General features: G+C 59.7%; 18 protein-coding genes and 3 tRNA genes. 12 read left to right on the forward strand and 9 right to left on the reverse strand.

Annotation, left to right across the window (positions count from 1 at the left end):
- Positions 1-25: 25 nt before the first annotated feature.
- From EYF70_RS30080 to EYF70_RS30095, 4 genes are all read left to right on the forward strand, one after another.
- A complete protein-coding gene (locus EYF70_RS30080) occupies positions 26-3019 on the forward strand; it encodes a T6SS effector BTH_I2691 family protein (RefSeq protein ID WP_307722098.1) in 2994 nt (997 codons plus the stop codon).
- Positions 3020-3103: 84 nt separating this feature from the next.
- Entirely contained in the window at positions 3104-4051 is a 948-nt protein-coding gene (locus EYF70_RS30085) for a DUF6708 domain-containing protein (RefSeq protein ID WP_131148662.1), read from the forward strand.
- A 133-nt stretch (positions 4052-4184) separates the two neighbouring features.
- Positions 4185-4772 (forward strand): contractile injection system protein, VgrG/Pvc8 family, encoded by a 588-nt coding sequence (locus tag EYF70_RS30090; protein WP_131148663.1) that lies wholly within the window; start codon positions 4185-4187, stop codon positions 4770-4772.
- Between the two features lie 223 nt (positions 4773-4995).
- A complete protein-coding gene (locus EYF70_RS30095; RefSeq protein ID WP_131148664.1) occupies positions 4996-5772 on the forward strand; it encodes a DUF6708 domain-containing protein in 777 nt (258 codons plus the stop codon).
- A gap of 604 nt (positions 5773-6376) precedes the next feature.
- On the opposite strand, the gene EYF70_RS30100 is transcribed toward EYF70_RS30095, so the two are convergent.
- Positions 6377-7123 carry a putative type VI secretion system effector gene (locus EYF70_RS30100; protein ID WP_131148665.1) on the reverse strand — a complete coding sequence of 249 codons (747 nt, stop codon included), beginning with the start codon at positions 7121-7123 and terminating at the stop codon, positions 6377-6379.
- Between the two features lie 127 nt (positions 7124-7250).
- On the opposite strand from EYF70_RS30100, the gene EYF70_RS30105 reads away from it, so the two are divergent.
- The 5 genes from EYF70_RS30105 to ahpF all read left to right on the forward strand — a co-directional run bounded on the left by EYF70_RS30105 (position 7251) and on the right by ahpF (position 12573).
- Positions 7251-7988, forward strand: coding sequence for a hypothetical protein (locus EYF70_RS30105; RefSeq protein ID WP_165497821.1), 738 nt, complete (start codon positions 7251-7253; stop codon positions 7986-7988).
- Between the two features lie 145 nt (positions 7989-8133).
- Positions 8134-8940 (forward strand): hypothetical protein, encoded by an 807-nt coding sequence (locus EYF70_RS30110; protein ID WP_131148667.1) that lies wholly within the window; start codon positions 8134-8136, stop codon positions 8938-8940.
- A 184-nt stretch (positions 8941-9124) separates the two neighbouring features.
- Complete coding sequence (locus tag EYF70_RS30115) at positions 9125-10039, forward strand: hypothetical protein (RefSeq protein WP_131148668.1); 915 nt, start codon at positions 9125-9127, stop codon at positions 10037-10039.
- A 312-nt stretch (positions 10040-10351) separates the two neighbouring features.
- Positions 10352-10915, forward strand: a complete 564-nt coding sequence (gene ahpC / locus EYF70_RS30120; protein WP_131148669.1) for an alkyl hydroperoxide reductase subunit C — start codon at positions 10352-10354, stop codon at positions 10913-10915.
- A gap of 65 nt (positions 10916-10980) precedes the next feature.
- A complete protein-coding gene (ahpF, locus tag EYF70_RS30125) occupies positions 10981-12573 on the forward strand; it encodes an alkyl hydroperoxide reductase subunit F (protein WP_131148670.1) in 1593 nt (530 codons plus the stop codon).
- Between the two features lie 255 nt (positions 12574-12828).
- Here ahpF and EYF70_RS30130 read toward each other — a convergent pair whose 3' ends face one another.
- The 5 genes from EYF70_RS30130 to EYF70_RS30150 form a co-directional block, all read right to left on the reverse strand.
- The gene (locus tag EYF70_RS30130; RefSeq protein ID WP_131148671.1) at positions 12829-13944 is read right to left on the reverse strand and encodes an AI-2E family transporter; all 1116 of its coding nucleotides are present in this window, start codon (positions 13942-13944) and stop codon (positions 12829-12831) included.
- Entirely contained in the window at positions 13944-14429 is a 486-nt protein-coding gene (locus tag EYF70_RS30135; RefSeq protein WP_131148672.1) for a cyclic nucleotide-binding domain-containing protein, read from the reverse strand. Before EYF70_RS30135 ends, EYF70_RS30130 begins: the two co-directional genes overlap by 1 nt.
- Positions 14430-15169: 740 nt before the next feature.
- Positions 15170-15246, reverse strand: a tRNA-Asp gene (locus EYF70_RS30140).
- Positions 15247-15337: 91 nt separating this feature from the next.
- Positions 15338-15414, reverse strand: a tRNA-Asp gene (locus EYF70_RS30145).
- Between the two features lie 21 nt (positions 15415-15435).
- Positions 15436-15511 (reverse strand) — tRNA-Val (locus EYF70_RS30150).
- Between the two features lie 314 nt (positions 15512-15825).
- Between EYF70_RS30150 and EYF70_RS30155 the strand changes: the two genes are divergently transcribed.
- Together EYF70_RS30155 and EYF70_RS30160 are read left to right on the forward strand one after the other, a co-directional pair.
- On the forward strand, positions 15826-17109 hold the full coding sequence (locus tag EYF70_RS30155) for an MFS transporter (protein WP_131148673.1): 1284 nt from the start codon (positions 15826-15828) through the stop codon (positions 17107-17109).
- Positions 17110-17168: 59 nt separating this feature from the next.
- Positions 17169-18011, forward strand: a complete 843-nt coding sequence (locus EYF70_RS30160) for an MmyB family transcriptional regulator (protein ID WP_131148674.1) — start codon at positions 17169-17171, stop codon at positions 18009-18011.
- Here EYF70_RS30160 and EYF70_RS31985 read toward each other — a convergent pair.
- Both EYF70_RS31985 and EYF70_RS30170 read right to left on the reverse strand, forming a co-directional pair.
- On the reverse strand, positions 18008-19759 hold the full coding sequence (locus tag EYF70_RS31985) for a methyl-accepting chemotaxis protein (RefSeq protein WP_131148675.1): 1752 nt from the start codon (positions 19757-19759) through the stop codon (positions 18008-18010). The two genes, EYF70_RS30160 and EYF70_RS31985, sit on opposite strands and share 4 nt — an antisense overlap.
- A 16-nt stretch (positions 19760-19775) precedes the next feature.
- Positions 19776-20867 (reverse strand): porin, encoded by a 1092-nt coding sequence (locus EYF70_RS30170; RefSeq protein WP_131148676.1) that lies wholly within the window; start codon positions 20865-20867, stop codon positions 19776-19778.
- A gap of 228 nt (positions 20868-21095) precedes the next feature.
- On the opposite strand from EYF70_RS30170, the gene dinB reads away from it, so the two are divergent.
- Positions 21096-22247, forward strand: coding sequence for a DNA polymerase IV (dinB, locus tag EYF70_RS30175; RefSeq protein ID WP_131148677.1), 1152 nt, complete (start codon positions 21096-21098; stop codon positions 22245-22247).
- A 2-nt stretch (positions 22248-22249) separates the two neighbouring features.
- Here dinB and EYF70_RS30180 read toward each other — a convergent pair whose 3' ends face one another.
- Positions 22250-22825: a hypothetical protein gene (locus EYF70_RS30180; RefSeq protein ID WP_131148678.1), complete on the reverse strand. Its 576-nt coding sequence runs from the start codon at positions 22823-22825 to the stop codon at positions 22250-22252.
- Positions 22826-22866: the final 41 nt, after the last annotated feature.

The raw sequence follows: 22866 nt of genomic DNA on the forward strand, positions 1-22866 counted from the left end.
ACTAATAATCAATTTCAGGGTTACGATGGTCACGACTTCGGGTTGCGATATCTGCAATAAAAGTTCTCTTTCCTTGCTCTTGCTTCGGCCAAGCCCAATAGCGAAAAGCCCCATGCTTGCTGCGCCTGGATCGAAGAATATCTCGGCTGATCCCGCAGTTTTGCAAGGCCTCCTGCCGGAACCACGTCCAGCCCAGTCGCGTTTTGCCTTGCGGTTACTGAGGCCTGGGTACGTACACGTTTATATACCGCAACCTCCGGCTGGTGTAAAAAACTGGCTGATTTACCGAGTTAATGAACGGGCCGATCTGATTCCAGAAGGCCATGCGCTATTTTCACAGCCTGATGCTTCGGTTCCGTGCAAGCGTCCTGAGCATATTGCAACGGGCATGAAAGTGCTCAACATCCCCCAAGCGCATAAAGTAAGCGAAATATGGATTGCATTCAGTGCGAATCTTTGGAATGAGACGCTGCGTGGGAGTAATAAGGCCGACCCGGCTGTCATGCAAAAGATTTCCTTGCAAAGTTGCGGACTGAACAGTTTTGTTCCGACAGCAGAAAATCTGAAAGCGAAAGTGCTGGAATGCGCGCTTACTCAATTGTCGATCGATAAAGCAACAGACCATGATTTTCCGTTTACCAGCCTTGCGGGCCAGGTGAACGACCTCGCTGCCAATCTGGCGCGCGCGGCGGCGAAGCATCCTAAGACGGCAGGGAAAGAGTTGGCTGTCGTGCTGAACGATCCGGTTGGAATCGCGACAGAGTTGAACGCACTGCGAATCAGGCGGAACGAAATCGTAAAAAGGGAAATCGCAAAACCGGAAAATTTGCACCCTCTGAGCAGTTCGCACACCATCCTGGGATTGCGGAAATGCCTGGTGGATGAGCAGGATCTACACAGTTACGAGCAGGTAAGCCCTATACGTTCACTCAAGGATTTTGAAGCTGCTCAGTGGCCAGAAGGAACACAGTGGCAGCCTCTGACGGAAGCGGATCGAGCTAAGCTCCTGGAGCGATCAAAGAGCGACTCCACTATTGGCCAGCTATTACTTTCGCCCTACAAGAAAGTGTTCGAGCGGCCAGACCTTGGACGTGTTATTTATCCTGATCACGATGAGCGTGCTGCAGCTTGGACAGAAAAGAAGGTCAAGGAAAACTGGAGCAAATATGAAGACTATTATGATGAGGGTGCTCGTGCTGCGTGGGTAAGAAAATTCGAAGCAAAAATGAAGGCCGAGCACTATGTTCCGTTAGAAGCATTGGAGAAAGACTGGAATGCTGCTCGCAAGGGCCAACAGATCAGCACCTACTTTACGCGCCATTTTGATAGGGTATGCACGCCCAAGTCTCTGCAGTACCCTGTCGACTTCCTGGTTGATGCCAAGGAGCACGAATATATATCGCTACCAATGCCGTTCGTAGATGGCCCTGTGATGGACGATTATGTGTCCGAACTCGACCTGCCAGTAACTGATGAGAATGCGCATACGATACGTTCAATGGTAGGTGGCAAGGATTTGGTCGTCAAAATTGTCCATAAGCAGTTGACCGGTTCTCCAGGGTTGGAAGACGGCGGCATGCGAGATAAGACATTTGATCTTGTCAAAGGTTTTAGCGAACTAACCATGTCACAGCCAGCAATGCAATCCCACGGCTGGATCGGGCATGCACTGGCGCTTTTCAGTATCAATCAATACGCCGCGCTCAGCGGCGCAGTGTTGACGATTGCCGCGCGTCAAGCGACTGTGACAGGAGCCACTGCGCGAATGCTCGAGAAGCTCCAGAATCTGGCATTAGTGCAGAGCGCACTTGAGTGCGCAGTACAGGGGGCAATTAAAGGACAAGCTCCTAAGATTCCAGTAATGATTACGATGAAAGTCAGTGCCGAAAATGCGCTGAAAATCTTGAAAGCCCGCCCTGGGCAAGTATTGGGTACCAGTAAAAGGCGTATCAAGCAGTTTGCGAAAACAAACAGAACAATTCCATTGGTGTTGATTACGGATACAGAGGCGATCAAGGCCGCTAACGGTAAATTGGACATCCTTGCTAGAGGCTCTCAAGGTTCGTCCGTCAAGATGGGAAAGGCAGTTGATTCAACTGTCGACGCCAGGCCGCTATCGACAGTGGCCATGTCGGAAGAAACTTTCTTGCGGCTTTACCAAGCCCAAGCGGGGAGAGCTGCTAATGCCGCGAATCGGCTTCGCAGTGTCATTCCAGATATTGCACAGAGTAGCCATGGAGCGCACGCTATATCTGTTGCCAAGACGCTCGATGCTCGCCTGGCACTGGCGAGCATGGTGATTCAAACTATTGGTGTAGTCAATGGCCTTGCCACGGCAAGTAAAGCTGATTCAGCCTCGGCTGTGGAAGATGCTGAATATGGAGTCATGGACAGTGTGTTCGGCTTCATGGGCGGGGCATTTGCATTGTGGGTAGTTGCGGCTGAAATTGATATTGCCAAAAGGCTGGGAACTCAAGCCGTAGGGACAAGTGCAAAGATAGGCCTGTTGAGGGTAGCTGGCAACCTTACTGGTATAGCCGGTGGGGTAATTAACGGAATTGCATCTACCAAGAAGTACCGCCAGCAAAAAGGAGATGGAAACAAGGTACCAGCTGACCTATATCTTCTGTCTGTATTAGCGTTCTACGGAACAGCTGTTACATCTTTCACACTTACAGCTGGAGCGATAGCAAGCGCTTTGGAGGCCCGTGTAATCGGTGGCGCAGTCGTCCGAACTGTTGCGACCCGTATCGGTGTAGGGACTGTTTTCGCCTCCGCTGTATCAGGCGTCGGTCTATTACTTCTTGGGATAGGTGTGGTGGCTCAAATTACCGCAATCGTACTTACACCGAGCGATTTTGAACGCTGGCTTGCCCGCAGTTATTTTGGCAAAGGAGGTGGTGGGTTGTTCTCAATGCAGGATAGAGCTGATAAATTCAAGAAAGGTGACTGGGGTTCCGAGAAGGCTGCTCTCGAGGAAATGATCGCTCAGGCTGAAAAAAAGCAGAACAAAAATTAACAACTTGTAAGTTCCATGAAATGAAAATTTATAGTCAGAGCAAAAAAGAGTCGGTTTCAACAGTCGCTATAGTAGAGGACAGCAATGAAAGCCGTGGACGTGGACTCTAAAACTCTACCGCAAAGGCCGACAGCTGGGGTAATCCAACGTTTCGATAATAAGTCTTCTGCCTGCCCAAGTACGACAAGTCTTGGCATGATTGCCAGAACCTATCCTGACGCAATTGAATTCTCAGCACGTGCGGCAGGAATGACAGGGATGATAATGCTTATAGGCTTAATGAGCGCTGCATTCGCATTCTGGGTTAGTGATCAAGTGCTTTCACTTGAACTGGAAAACGGGAGAAGCGTGATAAGTTTCTTATCGTTTCCATTTGTGATTATTGTTTTTTTTCACGGAATTTACTCTGCAATAAAATATACCCGTATTGAACTATATCGGCCAAAAGATGAGCCTACTATTTTCGACAGGTATAACCGGAAAGTGTATAGAATTTATCGCGAAGTCTATCCTGGATGGTTAGGTACTTTCAAAAAATGGCCAATGAAGATGGCAGAGCATGATTGGAATCTCATCTATGCCGAGCATCATGCCATCGTAAATGCAACCGGCTCGTCTGTCACGCGGATGCATAGTTTGATCTTCAACGTTCAGAAAAGTACATCAGATCCGACGGTGGTAGATAGTTTCGCTATTGGAACCAGTATTCAAATGGGCGAGGTAACGGTGCCAGCCGTATGGGAACACATCCGCCGATTTATGGAAGAGAATGGCCCGCATCTCCCCCCAGGAGAGGTGATAGAACAACGCCGCGAGCCGCAGACGTTTCTCCAATGTATGGCTGCAACGGGGCCGTATGGAAGCAACTTCAAAAATTGGTGGCGAGATCATACTGCAATGATGATCGTTGGCTTGTTGTTTTTTCCGATCACATTTCCCATGATGACCTTAATGGGAATCTTCAGCTGGATGGCAGTCAAAACTGCACGACCAGTTGTGTGGCCCTCTTACGTCCTAGATGCGATTCGATAATTGCCGAACTTTAAGGATATATGCGGAAATTTATTGAGGAGATGGCGATTATTTATCTATGGTGAAACGTCAGTTCGAAAGTAAGACGGCTCTTAAGGTGTGATTGCACAAGCACAAGAAAAGCGGCATAAATATGGGGCCTCGAGCCTGCCGGCGCATCGCTGATCGGCAAGCCGAAGCGCTGCGGGCCAGCCGCGAAACTTTCATCGGCGCGGGCACCGTGCGCACGCTCAGCCCCGGCACCACGTTCACGCTGGGCGAACATTCCGCGGTGGCGGAAGACGAGAGCTTTGTCGTGTTGCGCGCGCTGCACCTGGCCCACAACAACCTGAGCGCCGAGGTCAAGGAAGTGGCGCAGCGGTTGGGCGAGAACCCGCTGGCCCGGCTGATCGAGCGCGAACAGGCCGGCAGCCTGCATGCCACCGGCAAGGACAAGGGCGAGCGGCCGCTGTACCGCAACCGCATCGATGCCATCCGCAGCAGCGTGCCGTACCGCAGTGCCGACAGCGACGGCCATGGCCTGGTGCTGCGGCCGAAACCGACGGTTCGCGGCCAGCAGACCGCCTTTGTCGTCGGTCCGCCGGGCGCGGTGATCCATACGGACGCGAGCACCGCATGGGGCACGCTGGAAAGCGAGCGGGTTCATCATCGCCGTTATGCTACCCGCGCCAGGCGCAAGCCTCTATTCAGGAAATGCATCGAGATTTTTTACAACCGGTAGCCGCGCCATTCCCGCATCGGATTTGTTCCGCCTACGGCTGTTCGCTGAATCCTTCAGCAAACAGCCGCAGGCGGCTTAAGACAAGCGTGTCCGATATTGACTGTACACCTCAGTATAACGAGGTGGGTACAAGGCCATATTTCCGCAGAGGTTCAATTGAAAAACTCCGCCAGGATAATAATATGGTAATCAGCATTCTTAATTTTGAAATGGATTCGTTCCCATGGCTAAGAAACGGAAAAGCCACGAAACTGGTGTAATTGCGCGGTTCAGCAAGAAAAAACCGGCATCTCAAGTTGCTACGTCTTTTTCTCTCGTTAAAAAAACATACCCAGACGCTGTAGAGCTGACTGGGACACCCCCTGGGACACGCGGAATGCTTCTGCTCAGCGGATGTTTTGGTGTAGCGATAGGGGTGGTCTCTGCTAATCAGATTGTGGAGAATTTTTTTGGAAATGCGGAGTTGCGTGTTGCACATATAATTACAAGCATTGGTTACCTTGCCATTATTGTAGCTGCTATTTACTTGACTACTCTCTGTATGAGGTTGGAGTTATTCAAGCCAGAGGACGAGCCGATAATATTTGACCGAAGACACCGTAAGGTCTACAGAGTATTTATGGATAGCAATTTGAGCTGGAAGGGGCTTTTCCAGCCATGGCCGGTTCGTGTGGCAGAACATGATTGGGATCTGACTGTGGCTGAACACCATGTTTCAGTGGACGCAAACACTGCGACCATATCAAGAGTGCATGCACTGATATTTCAAGTGAGAAAAAGCCGCGCCAATGCTGAGATCGTTGACGGGTTTTCTGTGGGGAGCAGTCTGCAGCTGGGGGAGCTAACTGTTCCGGTGGTTTGGGAGTATATCCGGCGATTTATGGAAGAGAATGGAGAGCACTTGCCCAACGGTGAACATGTGATTGAAATAAAGAAGCCTGCATCGCTTTGGGAATCAATTTTGGCTGTGGGTTTATATGGAGAAAATTTCCGGATATAGTGGAGATCTGAATGGCTACTAACTATAGTTGCTCTGATTTTCTCACCCATCGTATATCCTGTACTGTTTTTGTTGGGGATATTCGTCTGGTTAGGGTACAAGACAAGTACGCCGATTGCTTGGCCAGAAACCATTATGCAAAAGATTGGAACGCCGTTGCAGTGAGTCTCCGCCGAACTACCTCCAGTTTTTCTAGAGTAGCCAGTTTTGAATCTTAAAGATAAGTAGCTAGTCTCGGGCTGACTTCGTTGGCATAGCAATTACGTTGTCTTATCGCAGCCGTCGGCGGTGGCCGTGACAACGAAGGCGGCGGCGGCAACGCCATCGCCTTCACCGAGCCCCAGCTGCAGGTATCCAGCCTGGCCGGCATCGTCGCCACCACCCCGGCCGGCACGCTTGTCTCGGCCGGCACCACCACGAGTTTCGGAGCGGGGCGGTGCGGCTTCAGTACACGGGTAGCCATGATTCTTGCACGGTTCTCCTTTGTGAGTGCCAACTGCCGCTGGCTGGCCTTGCAGTCGTGCGAAATCCTGCAGTGGCCAGCGAAGTGATGGCGCCGGGACGTCAGGCGGCATAAATCCCCAAGGCACTTGGCGTCGTAGAGTCAATATCGGAAATACATGACTCCGTACTCCATTGAATCGTTGGGCTGGTGCCGGCCTTTGGAAGATTTCACCAGGTCAGTACTTTTCGGGTTGGGCAAACCGAGGGTGGAGAATACTTTTTCGGCCACCTTGGCAAAGGGTGCCCACCTTCTGGTCATGTCGTGGGTAGCAATCGCGATGACGACGTGCATTCCCAGCATGAACCATCTGAAATCTTCATCAAAAAAGCTAGCCCAGGCCTGTTCGAGTGTGACCTCATCCACGCTACTCATCAAAACCAGCATGCCCACGTCGAAAAACAGCGAAACATAGAGCCACCACTTGATCGCATTCTTGACGTGAGGGACCATCGACCTGCTGCAGTGCGGGTAAAGCGCCACCGTTCGATCGGCCGGCCTGGCCATTCCCAGCAGTTCGTAATGGTCGGTTCGCCATTCCACCGCTGCATCGACGATATCGCCGTCCTTGAACGGGCTGCGCCACAGCCATCCGCTAACCTTCATTCCATCGATATCGCATCGCACATAATCCGCCTCCTCTTCCATTGCGCTGGCATTGCTGGCGACGGACATCGCCTGCCCACCCATTTCGGCCAGTGAAGCCGCAATGGCGATCAGTCCTAACTTGGTCTGGTCGCTTCTAGTGAAGAAAAAGCTCGCGCTCTCGCTCGTCACCGTATAGTTGCTTATTTTCCCGCTCAGCTTTACCAGGCCGGCGGGCGCAGGATGATCCAAGAAATTTGTCATTTGACGTCGAAGATGTATGGCGCTATCGCCGGAGGGATATCCGACGCGCACTGCGTGTTCGGATGCGAAGGCAGTTCGACCCGTCCCGCATCAGCCAGTGGGACTGCCCGGTCATTATCGCATTGATATGAATCGCCGAAAAATGCCAACATGGCGGGTCAGCTCGCGGTTTGTCACGGGCCAGCGCGCGGCCGGTTGGCATGTCATGGCCTGGAACAGGGCGGGCCATGAGAATCCTCGTTATGGAAAGGTATTTACGATGTGTTCCATCCGACTGCGCCGCAAGATAGGAAGCGCTGTCGCACGAAGCGGTTCGTCTTCAGGCCGCTTTTGGAAAGTAATAGGGCATTGCTCGGCCATGGTGTCGGTTCTTTGCTCCCCCTCTGTATCCGCCGATCCATCGGACCTTGACCAACAGAGCGCGGCGTTGCGTACTTTGTATGACGACGCGGAAGTCAACCGTTACGTATGCAGCGACGATCCCGCCTGCGACTTTGAAGAGTTTTCGAGCCGATTGGACGCCCGGAACGTCGCCTTGACTTCTTCCAGCGCACCCTCATTCTTGATGGGTATGCAGGTCGAACCTGCGCGCAAGGGGAGACTGTATTTTTCCGCCATATTCGTGAAGGAAAAGCTTGGCTACCGGTTGGCATTCGCACCCGACCTGGGATTCAGCGACGTGAAATTGTTGCGACAACAGGACGGCGGGTATTACATGCTCCGCGCTGTGGAAAGGGACTCGGCAGAGGCGTGGAAAGAGTTCGACTTCCGATATGATCCAATTGCTCAACAATATATCCAGGTTCGAACGCGCTGCTATTATGTGGGCACTTCTGGCAAGGTAATCCAGGCCGGATGCGGTTGACCGATCGGCCTGGATTCCATTGCTGCTGTCGAAGGCGGCCTGGCGATCAGATGTCTCCTGATTTCAGGAACCCGTAGAGCAGGCGACGCTCTGCAAAGATGTCCTGCCCAGGCACCGCGACAGGATATCGTTGCAGGGCCAACCCATGATTTCATCCACTTTCACGCATCATTTCGAACGGGGCCTGGTCCTCTTCACAAGTCTCCCTTGCGCATTTGCTGTGCTCGGCGGTTCGGCCATCGCGCACGAAACCATGGGCAGCGATGCGGCGTTGATATTCCTGCTCACAGGTGCAACCTGGCTATTGCTTGGAACTATCGGGCTGCTGGCTTTACGAAAATGGGCTACGCGGCGCGCGTCGGTGTATGCGCTGTATGCGGCATGGGCAGGCCTTGCCGGTATCAGTACGCTTGCTGTCACGCTGTTCGCGCCAATTTTCTTGATGCCGGGTATCGGCTACATGGCTGGGCTGGTATTGCTCGAATATTTCGTCGTGGCGCTTGGCTATCAACTCTGGAGTACATGGCGGCATTTCAATGAGCAGTGGAACAAGCATCATGCAGCGGCATTGGCGCGCTGCTTCGACCCTGGCCGGGCAATGGTGGCGGTAAAGCCGCTGGTACGCGGCCTGTATCTGCATGAAACGCTATTTTTGCCCGACTGGCACGAGACTGCGGTTGCCATCGTTTCGCTCTTGCTGGGAGTGGCGCTGTTACTCGGCTTTGCGCTGTACGAAACATATTTCGAGTTCGCCCTGGTGGCCGGCGGTATCGCATCGCTGTCGATCATTACTTATTTCATCCAGCGCACGCTGGTTCCCGTGTTGCTTGCGCTGAAACTGCGTCAACTGGAGCGTTCCCAGGGCTGCGCGATCGGACACATGGACGATGCGGGAATCGAACGTCTTCGGGCCGCCGAGCGTCGGGCGAAGCGTGGTAACAAGCGCAAGTAGTATTCGAGTAAGGCTCCAATGACCTTGTTGATGCCGACAGAGGGCAAAGGCTTGTGCAACGTGCTGACGACCTACGCTACCGCCATCATCACTCCTATCAAGTTTGACGAGAATGGACGCCCTACCGCCTCCCTTGCCAGGACCAGGGAATAACCGTGCACGAGATCAGCCATAGGGAACCGGCGTGAAAAAATCCATTTCGCTCATGCTACTGCTTGGGCTTGGGCTTGGGCTCGGCTCAGCCAAGGCCCAAGTCCCGCCATTCACTTACCAGGCGGGCGCGGTTTCCGTGACAGAAAACGGCAGCGCCTTGATCGTTGACGCTGCCGTCCCGATAACGGCCGAAATCCTGCCGGGCGGATCCATCTGGCCGCGTCTCGGCCTCGATGATGACGGCAATCTCTATATCGGTGGGACCGTCGTCGATTACCGAACGGGCAAGGTGCTGTCGCGGACCGCGTCCAAGACTGGCATGGTGCAGGCGCTACCCTCGGGTTACCGCGTCGAGGTGGTCAAGCAGCGGTTCCGCATCACGCAGGGGAACAAATCGTGCACGTTCACGCGCGGGCAGCTTGGCCTGCTGGGCTGGAAATCCACTGCCGATGCATTCAAGGATGGGAACATCAAGTTCGCATCCCGGGCGCACCAGTTGCTCGCGCTTGCCGTCAAGCTCGAGGAAGACAGCCGGGACAGCCAATATGTCGTCAACGATATCGACCTGCCATCCTGCCGTATCAGGCAGACAGGGCTCGGCAATCCCGACCTGCTGGTCGAACTCGGCCGCTCCCGCCGTGGGGGATGGTGGCTGACCGGATCGATCGAACAAACCTTGTTGCGCTCGAACGATGGCAGGCGTTGGGAGAAGATGCGGCTGTCGGAAGGTATTTCTTCCCTGATCAGCAGTCATGTCGTCGACAACAAGGAGATCTGGCTGGCCGGTATCCTGCTACCATTCAAGGATGACGATCCACTGTTGATCCATACCTCGGATGGCGGCAAGACCTGGCGGAATGTGGGCCGCGGCGACCCCTTGCTCGGCAAGCTGCCCGATGCCTGGCTCGAAGGAAAAAGGCGCGTCGCCATGCCAGTGGCGCCTTGATGGGAACGGCGGCAGCCTGCTCCCGGGGCAGATTCCCCCTGGCCCATGACGGGCTGTACGGATGATTGGAAACAGCCCCGCAGGTGCTCGCAAATAGGGCCTGCCAAGATGGCGCTGCGCAAGTACTTCATCGCGTCATTGCCGTCCTCCCAATCTTCACGATTTGACAGGAACGACGATAATACCGGTCTCGCTATGCCGTCTCGATAGTCAAACTCAATTGAAACTATTGCGACAATCAATTTTGCAAATAGCCGAGATCCCTCTAAACTAGCATCTCATTGATTCACAACCCTCACGAGGAAAACACAAATGTCTCTGATCAACACCCAAGTCAAACCGTTCAAGGCAACTGCTTACCACAACGGCAAGTTCATCGATCTGAGCGAAGAGTCCCTGAAGGGCAAGTGGTCCGTGTTCGTGTTCTACCCGGCTGACTTCACCTTCGTCTGCCCGACCGAACTGGAAGACCTGGCCGACAACTACGCCGAATTCTCGAAGCTGGGCGTGGAAGTGTACGGTATCTCGACCGATACCCATTTCGCCCACAAGGCATGGCACGACACGTCCGACGCGATCAAGAAAGTGCAGTACCCGCTGATCGGCGACCCGACCGGCCTGCTGTCCCGTAACTTCCAGGTCATGATCGAAGAAGAAGGCCTGGCACTGCGCGGCACCTTCGTGATCAATCCGGAAGGCTTCATCAAGGTGCTGGAAGTCCATGACAACGGCATCGGCCGCGACGCATCGGAACTGCTGCGCAAAGTGAAGGCAGCCCAGTACGTTGCTTCCCACCCGGGCGAAGTGTGCCCGGCCAAGTGGTCCGAAGGCGCGGCAACCCTGACCCCGTCGCTGGATCTGGTCGGCAAGATATAAGTAAGTAGTTATTGAGCAGTACCGCTGCCGGCATGTGCCGGCAGCGCATTGAAAAGGAAAAAGTCATGCTGGATGCAAATCTCAAAACCCAACTGAAAGCCTATCTGGAAAAAGTGGTGCAGCCGATTGAGATCGTTGCATCGCTGGATGATTCCGCGAAGGCGCGGGAAATGAAGGAACTGCTCGCCGATATCGATGGCTTGAGCGACAAGATTACCCTGGTCGAGGACAACGCCGCCAACGTGCGCAAGCCGTCGTTCTCGATCAACCGTGCCGGCACCGACATTGGCGTGCGTTTTGCCGGCATCCCGATGGGCCATGAATTCACCTCGCTGGTGCTGGCCCTGCTGCAGGTGGGCGGCCACACGATCAAGCTCGACGAAGCCGTGATCGAACAGATCCGCAACCTGGAAGGCGATTTCGAATTCGAGACCTTCATCTCGCTGTCGTGCCATAACTGCCCGGAAGTGGTGCAGGCGCTGAACGCGATGTCGGTCATCAACCCGCGCATCAAGGTCACCACGATCGATGGCGGCGTGTTCCAGAAAGAAGTCGAAGAGCGCCAGATCATGGCGGTACCGATGATGTTCCTGAACGGCCAGCACTTCGGCCAGGGCCGCACGAACGTGGAAGAAATCCTCGCCAAGCTGGACACCAATGCCGGTGCCCGCCAGGCGGCTGAACTGAACAAGAAAGACGTGTTCGACGTGCTGGTCGTCGGCGGCGGCCCTGCCGGTGCGGCGTCGGCGATCTACGCGGCCCGTAAAGGCATCCAGACCGGCGTGCTGGCGGAACGCTTCGGCGGCCAGGTGCTCGATACGCTGTCGATCGAGAACTTCATCTCGATCAAGGAAACCGATGGCCCGAAATTCGCCGTGGCGCTGGAGCAGCACGTCAAGGAATACGAAGTCGACATCATGAATACCCAGCGCGCCGTGAAGCTGGTGCCGGGCAGGGTCACCGAAGTGCACACCGCCACCGGCGCGGTGCTGAAGGCGAAGACCGTGATCCTGTCCACCGGTGCACGGTGGCGCGAGATCAACGTGCCGGGCGAGAAGGAGTACCGTAACCACGGCGTGGCGTACTGCCCGCACTGCGATGGCCCGCTGTTCAAGGGCAAGCGCGTGTCGGTGATCGGTGGCGGCAACTCCGGCGTGGAAGCGGCGATCGACCTGGCCGGCATCGTGCAGCATGTCACGCTGATCGAGTTCGGCAACGAACTGCGTGCCGATGCGGTCCTGCAGCGCAAGCTGCGCTCGCTGCCGAACGTGAAGGTGATCCTGTCGGCGCAGACGACCGAGATCCACGGCGATGGCAAGAAGGTAAACGGCCTGTCGTACAAGGACCGCAACACCAACGAGCTGCACCGCGTGGACCTGGAAGGCGTGTTCGTGCAGATCGGCCTGGTGCCGAACACGGAGTGGCTGAAGGGCACCGTGGCGCTGTCGAAGCATGGCGAGATCGAGATCGATGCCAAGGGCCAGACCTCGGTACCGGGCGTGTTCGCCGCCGGCGACGTCACCACCGTGCCGTACAAGCAGATCGTGATCGCCGTGGGTGCCGGTGCAACGGCCGCGCTGTCCGCCTTCGACCACCTGATCCGCTCGGGTGACGATGAAGTGGAAGCCGAGCAGGCCGCCATCGCCGCCGTCGCGTAAGCATCGTCATAGCCAGCAAAAAACGGGAGCCTCGGCTCCCGTTTTTTTATTTCCTCAAAACCAGGGTCTTTCCCTGTTTTTGGGGCGCATCCCAAATGCCGCTTCGTTAAGCAAACCCCAAGTGCAAAATCCGGGGTCCGACCCGGCGGGTCTGACCCCAGCCCTTCGCTGTTGGGGTGGAAGCATGCGCTTTCAATGTATCGGCTAACGCTTAATTGAACGGCGTTAGGGGCCGCTACCCCATTTCTGAGAAAGCTACTTGAGGTCGACGCTGGCCTGTTTCACCCGCAGCGAGCGGGCGTAGCGGTGCCGGGCCTGCAGGCGTGCGTCGGTGATCAGCACGCCGATCGTTTCGCCGACCACCATCGCCACGCCCAGCAGCGGCAGCACCAGCATCAGGCCCGTTACGCCGGCCAGCGCGCCGCCGACGAACAGCATCACCACCGTTACCAGCGGATGCATGCGCAGGCTGCGGCCCAGTGTCATCGGCATGAAGACGAAGTCGTCGAGCAGGCGGGCGATGATGAAGACGATGATCGCGCTGTAGGCGGCGAAATTGTTGTCCGGCGCATCGGCCGAGGCCACCAGCACCACCAGCAGGCAGCCGGCGATCGAGCCCACGTAAGGCACCCACGCTAGCATGGCGGCGATAAAGCCGAGCAGCAGCGGGGAGGGCAGGCCGATGGCCCACAGGCCGACCGCCAGCACGACGGTATCGATGAGCGTCAGCTTGAGCATGCCGTGGAAGTAGCGGCGCGCGGTCTGGTCGACTTCATGCAGCAGGAACAGGGTCTTCTCGAAGAAGGCGTTGGGCACGGCGCGCGCCAGGAAGCGCTTGAAACGGCGGCCGTCGCGCAGGAAGAAGAAGGCCAGGAACGGTGCCAGCAGCAGCGACGGCACCCATGCCGCGGCGGCCACCACCACGTCCGTCAGGTGGCGCTGGAAGAATTCGCGCGTGTACTCGGCCAGGTTCAGGTTCACCGAATCGCCCAGCCGGGCCTGCCGCAGGATGGGGAACTGCCGTTCCAGCGCGCCCAGCATGTTGCGCAGGAAGCGCACGCCGGCATCCAGGTAGCGGCCCGGCATGTCCTGCCAGTCGGTGGCCGGGGCCGGGATCCAGATCGCCGCCACCAGGATCGCCAGCAGCATGCAGAGTCCGAACGCGGCGCCGACCAGCATCGCGGAGGTATTGCGCGTGAATCCCATCCGCAGCAGCCGCTGGAATGGCGACAGTAGCATGTAATACAGGATGATCGCCAGCAGGAACGGCACCGAGAGCCACAGCACACGCTGCATCAGGTACAGCAGCACGCAGGTGGCGGCGATGATGCCGCACCAGACGATGGGCCCGGACTGCTGCCGCTCGACCATCACAACACCTCGATGTGCGGCGAGTCGATCGACATCCGTTCGCGCAGCCGGGAGCCGATATGGCGTGCCAGCGCCAGCGAGATCTTGTAGCCGATCACGGCGTCGGTTTCCATCAGGCCCATGAAGTCGGCGCGGAAGAAGACCGCCAGTTCGCAGTCATCCCACGCGCGCGCCTGCGCCGTGCGGGGCGAGTTGTCCAGCAGGGCGAGGTCGCCGAAGAAGGCGCCGGGCGACAGTTCGGTGATGATCTCGGGCATGCCGTTGACGTTGCGGTTGATCTGCACGTGGCCGGCCGTGATCAGGTACAGCGCCTGGCCCTCCTCGCCCTCGTCGAAAATGATCTCGCCCGCGAGATAGCGCCGTTCATGCATCAGGCCGTCGACGATCTTCAGTTCGAGCGGTGTCAGGGAATTGAGGAGGACGGTTTCGCGCAGCCTGGCCAGGCGTGGCGACAGCGGCGGCGGCTTCAGAAAACCGAAAATCACGAAAAGCTCCAGGAAAGGATGGTTGCGCTGCCATTGTCGCCGGTTTTGCGGTGACGTTGGTGTTGCAAGACGCACATAGTGGTACGGAAAGCAAAAAAGGCGGGAAAGGGGGGATTTATGGGATGGTGGCGGGGTGGATGGGGTGGGGTTGCGGAGCGGACGGGGCGAACGGAGCGAAGCCGGCGGAGAAAGGAACGGGGCGAAGCGGGAAAGCGGAGGGTGCGAAGCGAGGAGGCTTAGCGAAGCGGAGAGGGTTAGCGAAGCGGATGGGGGAAGCGAAGCTGATGGGGGAAGCGAAAGCGCCGCTTCGCGGATGGGGTAAGGCAGGGGGCGCGAAGCGTTGCTTCGCGAGGTTACCGCTCCGCGGGTGGGGCTCGGCCACGTCCCGCGGCCCGCGGATTCGCTGGTAAGCGAGCCGCAGCCCTGCATGGCTGCGGCGTTCGGCAGGCGCGAGGCAATGCCTCGCGAAACCCCTGCCTCACTCCCTTCGATCCCCGCCGTGCTTCCCGCAGGGGAAGCACTCCGCTGCGCTGCGCATCGGACGCAAAAAAGCCCGGCAAGCCGGGCTTTTTTACTGATGCTGGCGGAGCGGACGGGGCTCGCCGACATCCTGCCGGCCGCGAATTCGCTTGCAAGCGAATTCCTTCGAGCTCCCGCCGTGCTTCCCGCAGGGGAAGCACTCCGCTGCGCTGCGCATCAGACGCAAAAAAGCCCGGCAAGCCGGGCTTTTTTACTGATGCTGGCGGAGCGGACGGGGCTCGAACCCGCGACCCCCGGCGTGACAGGCCGGTATTCTAACCAACTGAACTACCGCTCCAATCAGTACCTGCTTGCGCAAGCACTGAGAAAAACTGCGTCGCTGCTGCGACAAGAAAAAAGCCCGGTATGTCGGGCTCTTTTCAGAATCCTGGCGGAGCGGACGGGGCTCGAACCCGCGACCCCCGGCGTGACAGGCCGGTATTCTAACCAACTGAACTACCGCTCCAGGTCTTCAACATCGATTGCGTGGTGGGCGCTGAGAGGCTCGAACTCCCGACCTAATCCTTGTAAGGGATCCGCTCTACCAACTGAGCTAAGCGCCCTCATCACCTTCGATGCTTCGAACGTTTGTCACAACGTTCAGAAGAGGCCGTATTCTACTGCGCTGTTTTGAGATTCCGCAAGGGATTTCGCGAAATAATTTCCATCCGGTCTCATGTGGTGACCCACCCGGCATCCGGTCGCGGAATGCAAGCGCGTATTTCCGTACCGGGCACGTCATGGAGTCCCCGGGATGGCTGTTTATCCGCAGACTTGCCTGCCTGGCCAACACGCGAATCCATCGCCGTTACGTCCACGCCATTGCCAGGTGGACCACCACCAATGCTACGCTGCGGTTTTTCCCGCGGGAGACCCGATGAACGCCATCAACGACGATGCCGGCCTCGATGCGCTGTACGGACGCGTCAGCCGCCGCCTGCTGCCGTTCCTGTTCCTGTGCTACGTGGCGGCCTACCTGGACCGCGTCAACGTGGGCTTCGCCAAGCTGCAGATGCAGGCCGACCTGGCGCTGTCGGATACCGTCTACGGCATCGGTGCCGGCATCTTCTTCATCGGCTACTTCGTGTTCGAGGTGCCGTCGAACCTGGTGATGGAAAAGGTGGGCGCGCGGCGCTGGATCGCCCGCATCATGGTCAGCTGGGGCCTGGTATCGGCGGCCACGATGTTCGCCACCGGCCCCGTCAGCTTCTACGTGCTGCGCTTCCTGCTCGGCGTCGCCGAAGCGGGCTTCTTCCCGGGCGTGGTGCTGTATCTCACCTACTGGTATCCGGCGCACCGCCGCGCCCGCATCGTGGCGCTGTTCATGAGCGGCGTGGCGGTGGCGGGCGTGGTGGGCGGGCCGCTGTCCGGCGCCATCATGGCGGCCTTCGCCGGGCAGGCGGGGCTGCATGGCTGGCAGTGGCTGTTCCTGCTGGAAGGCTTGCCGTCGGTCGCGCTGGGCATCTGGACGCTGTTCTACCTCGACGACAATATCCGCGCCGCGCGCTGGCTGGACGATGCGTCCAAGGCCGTGCTGGAACGCGAGCTGTCGGCGGAGGCGGCGACCAAACGGCACCTGCCGCTGCGCCAGGTGTTCGCCAGCGGCACCGTGTGGCTGCTGGCGCTGATGTACTTCCTGTTCGTGATGGGCCTGTACGGCGTGAGCTTCTGGCTGCCGCAACTGCTGAAGAACAGCGGCGTGCGGGACGTCTTCCATATCGGCCTGCTCACAGCCATCCCGTACGGCGTGGCGGCCGTGGTCATGGTGCTGGCGGCGCGGCACTCGGACCGCAGCGGCGAGCGGCGCTGGCATATAGCGATCGCCGGTTTCGCCGGTGCCGCCGGCCTGGTGGCGGCCACCGCGTGGGCCGATGACACGGTGCTGGCGCTGGCCGCGCTGTCGGTCGCCACGGCCGGCATCCTCACCACGTTCCCGATCTTCTGGAGCCTGCCGACGGCGCTGCTGGGCGGTACCGCGGCCGCGGCGGGCATCGCGCTGATCAATTCGGTCGGCAACCTGGCCGGCTTTGCCAGCCCGTACCTGGTGGGGGCGCTGCGCGATGCCACCGGCAGCACCGCCGTCGGCATATCGGTGCTCGCGGCCAGCCTGGTGCTGGGCGGCCTGCTGGTGCTGGCACGCGGGCGATTACCCTCGACGTAATCGCCGCGCGGCGGTGGCAGTGGCAGAATGACAATCCATCACGTATCGCGGGAGGCGGCATGAATGCACCGGACGGCTATTTCAGCGACTTCGCCAACGCCTTGCGCTACTGGCGCGGCAAACGCGGCCTGTCCCAGCTGAAGCTGGCGACCGAGGCCGACATTTCGCAGCGCCACATCAGCTTCCTGGAAAGTGCCCGCTCGCAGCCCAGCCGGGAGCTGGTGCTGAAGCTGGGCATCGTGCTCGACGTGCCGCTGCGGCATCGCAACGGCATGCTGCTGGCCGCCGGCTTCGCGCCGGCCTACCAGGAGCGCCACCTCTCCGATCCCGAGATGGCCGCGGTGCGCAAGGCGCTGGACTTCATGCTGGCGCAGGCGGCACCGTACCCGGCGCTGGTGGTGGACCGCTTGTGGAACCTGGTGATGGCGAACGCGCCGGCGGCCGCGATGATGCGCTTCTTCCTCGGCTTGCCGGACGATGCGCCGATCCCGTGCGACGGCAGCGTGAACGTGGTGCGGATGACGCTGGACCCGCACGGCTTGCGGCCCGCGATCGCCAATTGGGAAGAGGTCTGCGCCGACCAGCTGCAATGGATCGCCCGCGAGGCACTGGGCGACGGGCCGGGCAGCGAAGCGCAGGCACTGCTGGAGGAGTTGCTGGCACTGCCGGGCATCCACGCGGCCGGCCGGGTGCCCAACCTGGAACGCCGCGCGCTGCCGTTCCTGCCGGTGACGCTGTCGAAGGATGGCGTGGAACTGAACCTGTTCACCACCATCACCACGCTGGGCACGCCGCGCGATGTGACCGTGCACGAATTGCGGCTCGAATCGTTCTTTCCCGCGGACGACGCCACCGCGGCATGGTTCAATCGCCGCGCGGCTCCGCCAGGCAGGCCGGCCTAGAACTCTTCCCAGTCGTCGCCTTCCGGCGCTTTCTTGGCGGGTGTTTTCACCGCGCCCTTGCCGGCAGCCGCGCGTGGCTGCACTGGCGCCTTGCCTGCCAGCTTCGGATGCGGCGGATGCGCCACCGCGGAGGCGGGCGGCACCGCATCGTGCGCGTGCGCCGGCGAATACGCGGCCGCGGCAAGCACCGGCGCGCTGGCACGGTCATCGATGCGGAACACGGCGATCGCGGCCGACAGGCGCTGCGCCTGCTCGCGCATGCTGGCCGCGGCGGCGGCGGCTTCCTCGACCAGCGCGGCGTTTTGCTGGGTGGCCGTGTCCATCGTGGTGATGGTGGTGTTGACCTGGGCGATGCCGGAACTCTGTTCCTGGCTGGCGGAAGCGATCTCGTTCATGATGTCGGCCACCTGCTGGACCGAGGTCACGATGCGGTCCATCGTCGAGCCGGCCTGGTCCACCAGGCGGCTGCCGGCATCCACTTTCTCGACCGAGTCGTTGATCAGTTCCTTGATCTCGCGCGCCGCGCTGGCCGAACGCTGCGCCAGGTTGCGCACTTCCGACGCCACGACCGCGAAGCCGCGGCCCTGTTCGCCCGCGCGGGCCGCTTCCACCGCGGCGTTCAGCGCCAGGATGTTGGTCTGGAAGGCGATGCCGTCGATGACGCCGATGATGTCGACGATCTTCGAGGAGCTTTCCTTGATCGACCCCATCGTTTCGACCACCTGGCTGACCACCTGGCCGCCTTCGTTCGCATGGCTGGCGGCGGACACCACCAGCTGGTTCGCCTGGCGCGCGTTTTCCGCATTGGCCTGCACGGTGGAGGTCAGCTCCTCCATCGACGATGCCGTCTCTTCCAGGCTGGCGGCCTGCTGCTCCGTGCGGTTCGACAAGTCCATGTTGCCGCTGGCGATTTCCGCTGCCGCGGTATTGATCGTGTCGGTACTGTCGCGCACCGTGCGCACGGTGCCGGTCAGGGCCGTGGTCATGTCGCGCAGGGCAGCCAGCAGGCGGCCCATTTCATCGTTGCGTGTCGTGGCGATCTGCGCCGTGAGGTCGCCGGAGGCCACCGTTTCGGCGATCTGCACCGCTTCGCCGACCGGGCCGGTCACGGACCGCGTGATCAGCCAGCCGATCAAGGCCGACACGATCGTGGCCAGCACCACCAGCACGACCATCAGCGTGGTGGCCGACCTGGCCGCCGCGGTGGCGGCTTCGGCATCGCGCGTCATCAGCTCGCGCTGCACTTTCAACAGTTCGTCGAGGTGGCGGAAGTACACGGTCTGGGCCGGGATCACGCTGGCGAACATGGCTTGCACGGCACCTTCGCGGTCGCCGCCGCGGTACTGGGCGATCGCCTTGTCGAGCAATTCCTTGTAGGCGAAGTAGGCGGTGTTCTGCTGGTCGAAAATGGCGCGCACGTCGGGCGTCAGTTCGGACTTGGCCATTGCCGCGGCCGCTTCGCCGCCGACCCGGTCGGCCTCGGCCATCTGGCGCAGGAATTCCTGGGTTTGCGCGGCATCCGGCGTCAGCATCGCGTTGCGCACGGCCTGCGCACCACGGTTGACCTGGCTGCGCATGTTGTTGAGCAGCGTGACCTTCGCATAGCGGTCGTTGACCAGCTGTTCGGTACGGCCCGCCACTTCCTGGATGCGGCTGATGCCGATCATGGACATCAGCAGCATGATGACGATGGTCACCGCGAAGCCCAGGGCAAGACGGGCACCGATACGCAGATTGGAAAGATTCACAAGCAGTTCCCCCGGGTCAGTATGAATGGCGCACGCCCACGCCATAGCTCATGGCGGAGGGCAGCGTGGTGATGCGATCGCGCATCGCGACCGTGTACAGATCGGTGCGTTTCGACAGCCGGTAGTCGTAGCCCAGCGATGCCGTGCGGCGCGATCGCCCGGTGCCGAACAGCGTGCCGCCGCGGCGCGTATCGGCCACGTCGAACAGCACGGCGCCGGGGCCGGCGGGCATCGAGAAGCCCACGCTATAGGTGCGGTCGCGCAAGCCTTCGGCGCCAGCCGCGTCGTTCAGGGTGCGCTGCCATGTGCCGTACAGCTTGATGCGCGTGAAATCGTAGGTGGCGCCGACGAACACGGCACGCTGTTCGTCCAGCAGCGCGTAGTTCACCGGACTGCGCGTGGCATCGATGATGGGGGCACCCGAGTTGGGGTTGCTGGCGCGTACCCGGTGCACGAACGTCGTCAGCGCCAGCGGGCCGTTGTTGTACATCGCGCTGATGGCCAGGTTGTTCCGATCCGAGTCGCCGCCCCGTTCGCCGGCCTGGTAGTGCAGTCCGGCGCGCAGGCCGCCGAACGATGGCGTGGTGTACACCACCTGGTTGCTCCAGCCGCTGTCGCCGGCGTTCGTCGAGGCCCACGTGCGCGCGGCGAACGGTCCGGTGGGCACGTAGGAATGCAGCACCAGCGGCGAGAACGTGAACGAATCGCCGAACGGGTTGAACAGGATGTTGGGCAGGAAGCTGGGCGCCGAGGCGCGGCCCACCTGCAGCCGGCCGAGGCGGCCGACCAGCGCCACGTTGGCATCGCGCGAGAACAGGTTGTCGCCGGCGAAACGGCCGGACACGCCGGTATCGGTCTGGAAGAAGCCGGTCAGGTAGAACTCCGCGTACAGGCCATCGCCCAGATCTTCCTTGCCGCGGAAGCCGAACCACGACGTGGTCATGCCGCCGCTGCCCAGTACCGTGGTGCGGTCGGCATCGCCGCTGTTCTTCATCGAGCCCACGAAGGCATCGACACCGCCCATGATCGTGATCGAGGTCTGCGCCGTGGCGGGCAGCGCGCAGGCAAGTAGAGCAACACAGCAGGAAAGACGGGGAATGAGTGTCATGTTCGCGTGGCTGGTTGAAAGAACCGATGGTACGCGTGTTCCCCCCGCGCACGATATCCGCGCGCCTCTACTGTTGCGTAAATACGATGGATAAAATGGCACTAAGTAATTGAAAAATAAACCAAATGTGACAACGTTCCGGGGCGCTGGCGGGCGCTGCCGCATACTGGATATAATCCCAGTATCAGTCTTTCCCACGCTCAGTCTTTTCCCCAGCCTCGACAAGCCATGGTCCCGCCGCGCCGCATTGCCCACCTCGACATGGATGCGTTTTTCGCGTCGGTGGAACTGCTGCGCTATCCGGAATTGCGCGGCTTGCCCGTGGTCGTGGGCGGCGGCTCGCGCCACCAGCCGGTACTGCAGCCGGACGGCACGCGCCGCTTCTCGAAGCTGCGCGACTACGCCGGCCGCGGGGTCGTCACCACATCCACCTACGAAGCGCGCGCACTGGGCGTGTTTTCCGCGATGGGAACGATGAAGGCCGCCGCGCTGGCGCCCGAGGCGATCCTGCTGCCGACCGATTTCGAGTCGTACAAGCGCTATTCGCGGCTGTTCAAGGAAGCCGTGGCCACCATCGTGCCGGACATCGAGGACCGCGGCATCGACGAGATCTACCTCGACCTGACCGACCATCCGGAAGAAACGCGCGCCCTCGGCATGCGGCTGAAGGCGGCCGTGAAGGATGCCACGGGCTTGACCTGCTCGATCGGCATCGCGCCGAACAAATTGCTGGCGAAGATCAGTTCCGACCTGGACAAGCCGGACGGGCTCACCATCATCGGCTTCGACGACGTGCCGAAGCGCATCTGGCCGCTGTCGGCCAAGAAGATCAACGGCATCGGCCCGAAAGCCTATGCGAAGCTGACATCGCTCGGCATCGAGACGGTGGGCCAGCTGGCCCAGGCCGATCCGAAACTGCTGCAGGAACACTTCGGCCTCCATTCCGCCGAATGGCTGCACCGGGTGGCGCACGGGCATGACGAGCGGGCGGTGGAAACCCGTTCCGATCCGAAAGGCGTGAGCCGTGAAACCACCTTCGAGCGCGACCTGCACGCGAAGCACGACCGCGATACCTTGTCGGAGATTTTCACGCGGCTGTGCACGAAACTGTCGGACGACCTGCACCGCAAGCGTTTCGCCGGCCGCACCGTGGGCATCAAGCTGCGCTATGCCGATTTCCGCACCGTGACGCGCGACGTGACCTTGCCGTCGCCGACGGCCGATGCAGCCACGATCCGCCGCGCCGCCGGCGAATGCCTGCGGCGCGTGCCGCTGGACCAGCGCTTGCGGTTGCTGGGCGTACGGGTCAGCGCGCTGGTACCGCTCGACGAGGCCGAGCGGTACCGGGTGGGGGAGCAGGGGGAGCTGTTTCCGGTGTGAGGCTAGGGGATTGGCGCGATGCGGAGGTTGGCGAGCACCAGGTCATACAACTCCGGTGTCAATTCGCCAGCCAGCGTGTACACCGTGTCACCACCCTCGACAACGATCTGGACCGTTTGCGTCTCGGCCTCTGCCGCTTCGATCCAGTAAGCATGCAATCTGCCCTTGGAAGCCTTGGTATAACGGATGGCTCTTTCCACTCCCTCTGCCTGGCGCGCCAGCGAGTGGCCGTTCGGGCGGCCGAGCATGTCGAGAAATTGTTGGCCGGTGGTACTGCAAGGCAGTTCAGGGTATCTCCCGATGACCTCTTGTCGTGGCGATCCAAGCAAGATCAAGGAGCGTCCGGGCAGGGCGCCTCGAAGCAGCAGATGAAGACCGGTTGCGCCAGGAAAGGCGAATACCCGATCGATCGATGTATCGGGCAAACGCAATTCCAGCTCGCCAAATTGCAGGGTCATGCAGCCGGGGCAGGGCGCGGGGCGCGGCCACGGACGCGATTCGAGGCGGTTTGCGCCGGATGCGGATAGGTGACAAGTCAACAATGCTGCCACTGCAAGCGACATCCAGTTACGGATCATGCCCGCACCTTGCCGCGTGGAATAGCATCGATCATTTTTTT

The sequence above is a fragment of the Pseudoduganella albidiflava genome (genome assembly GCF_004322755.1).
Lineage (GTDB): Bacteria > Pseudomonadota > Gammaproteobacteria > Burkholderiales > Burkholderiaceae_D > Rugamonas > Rugamonas albidiflava.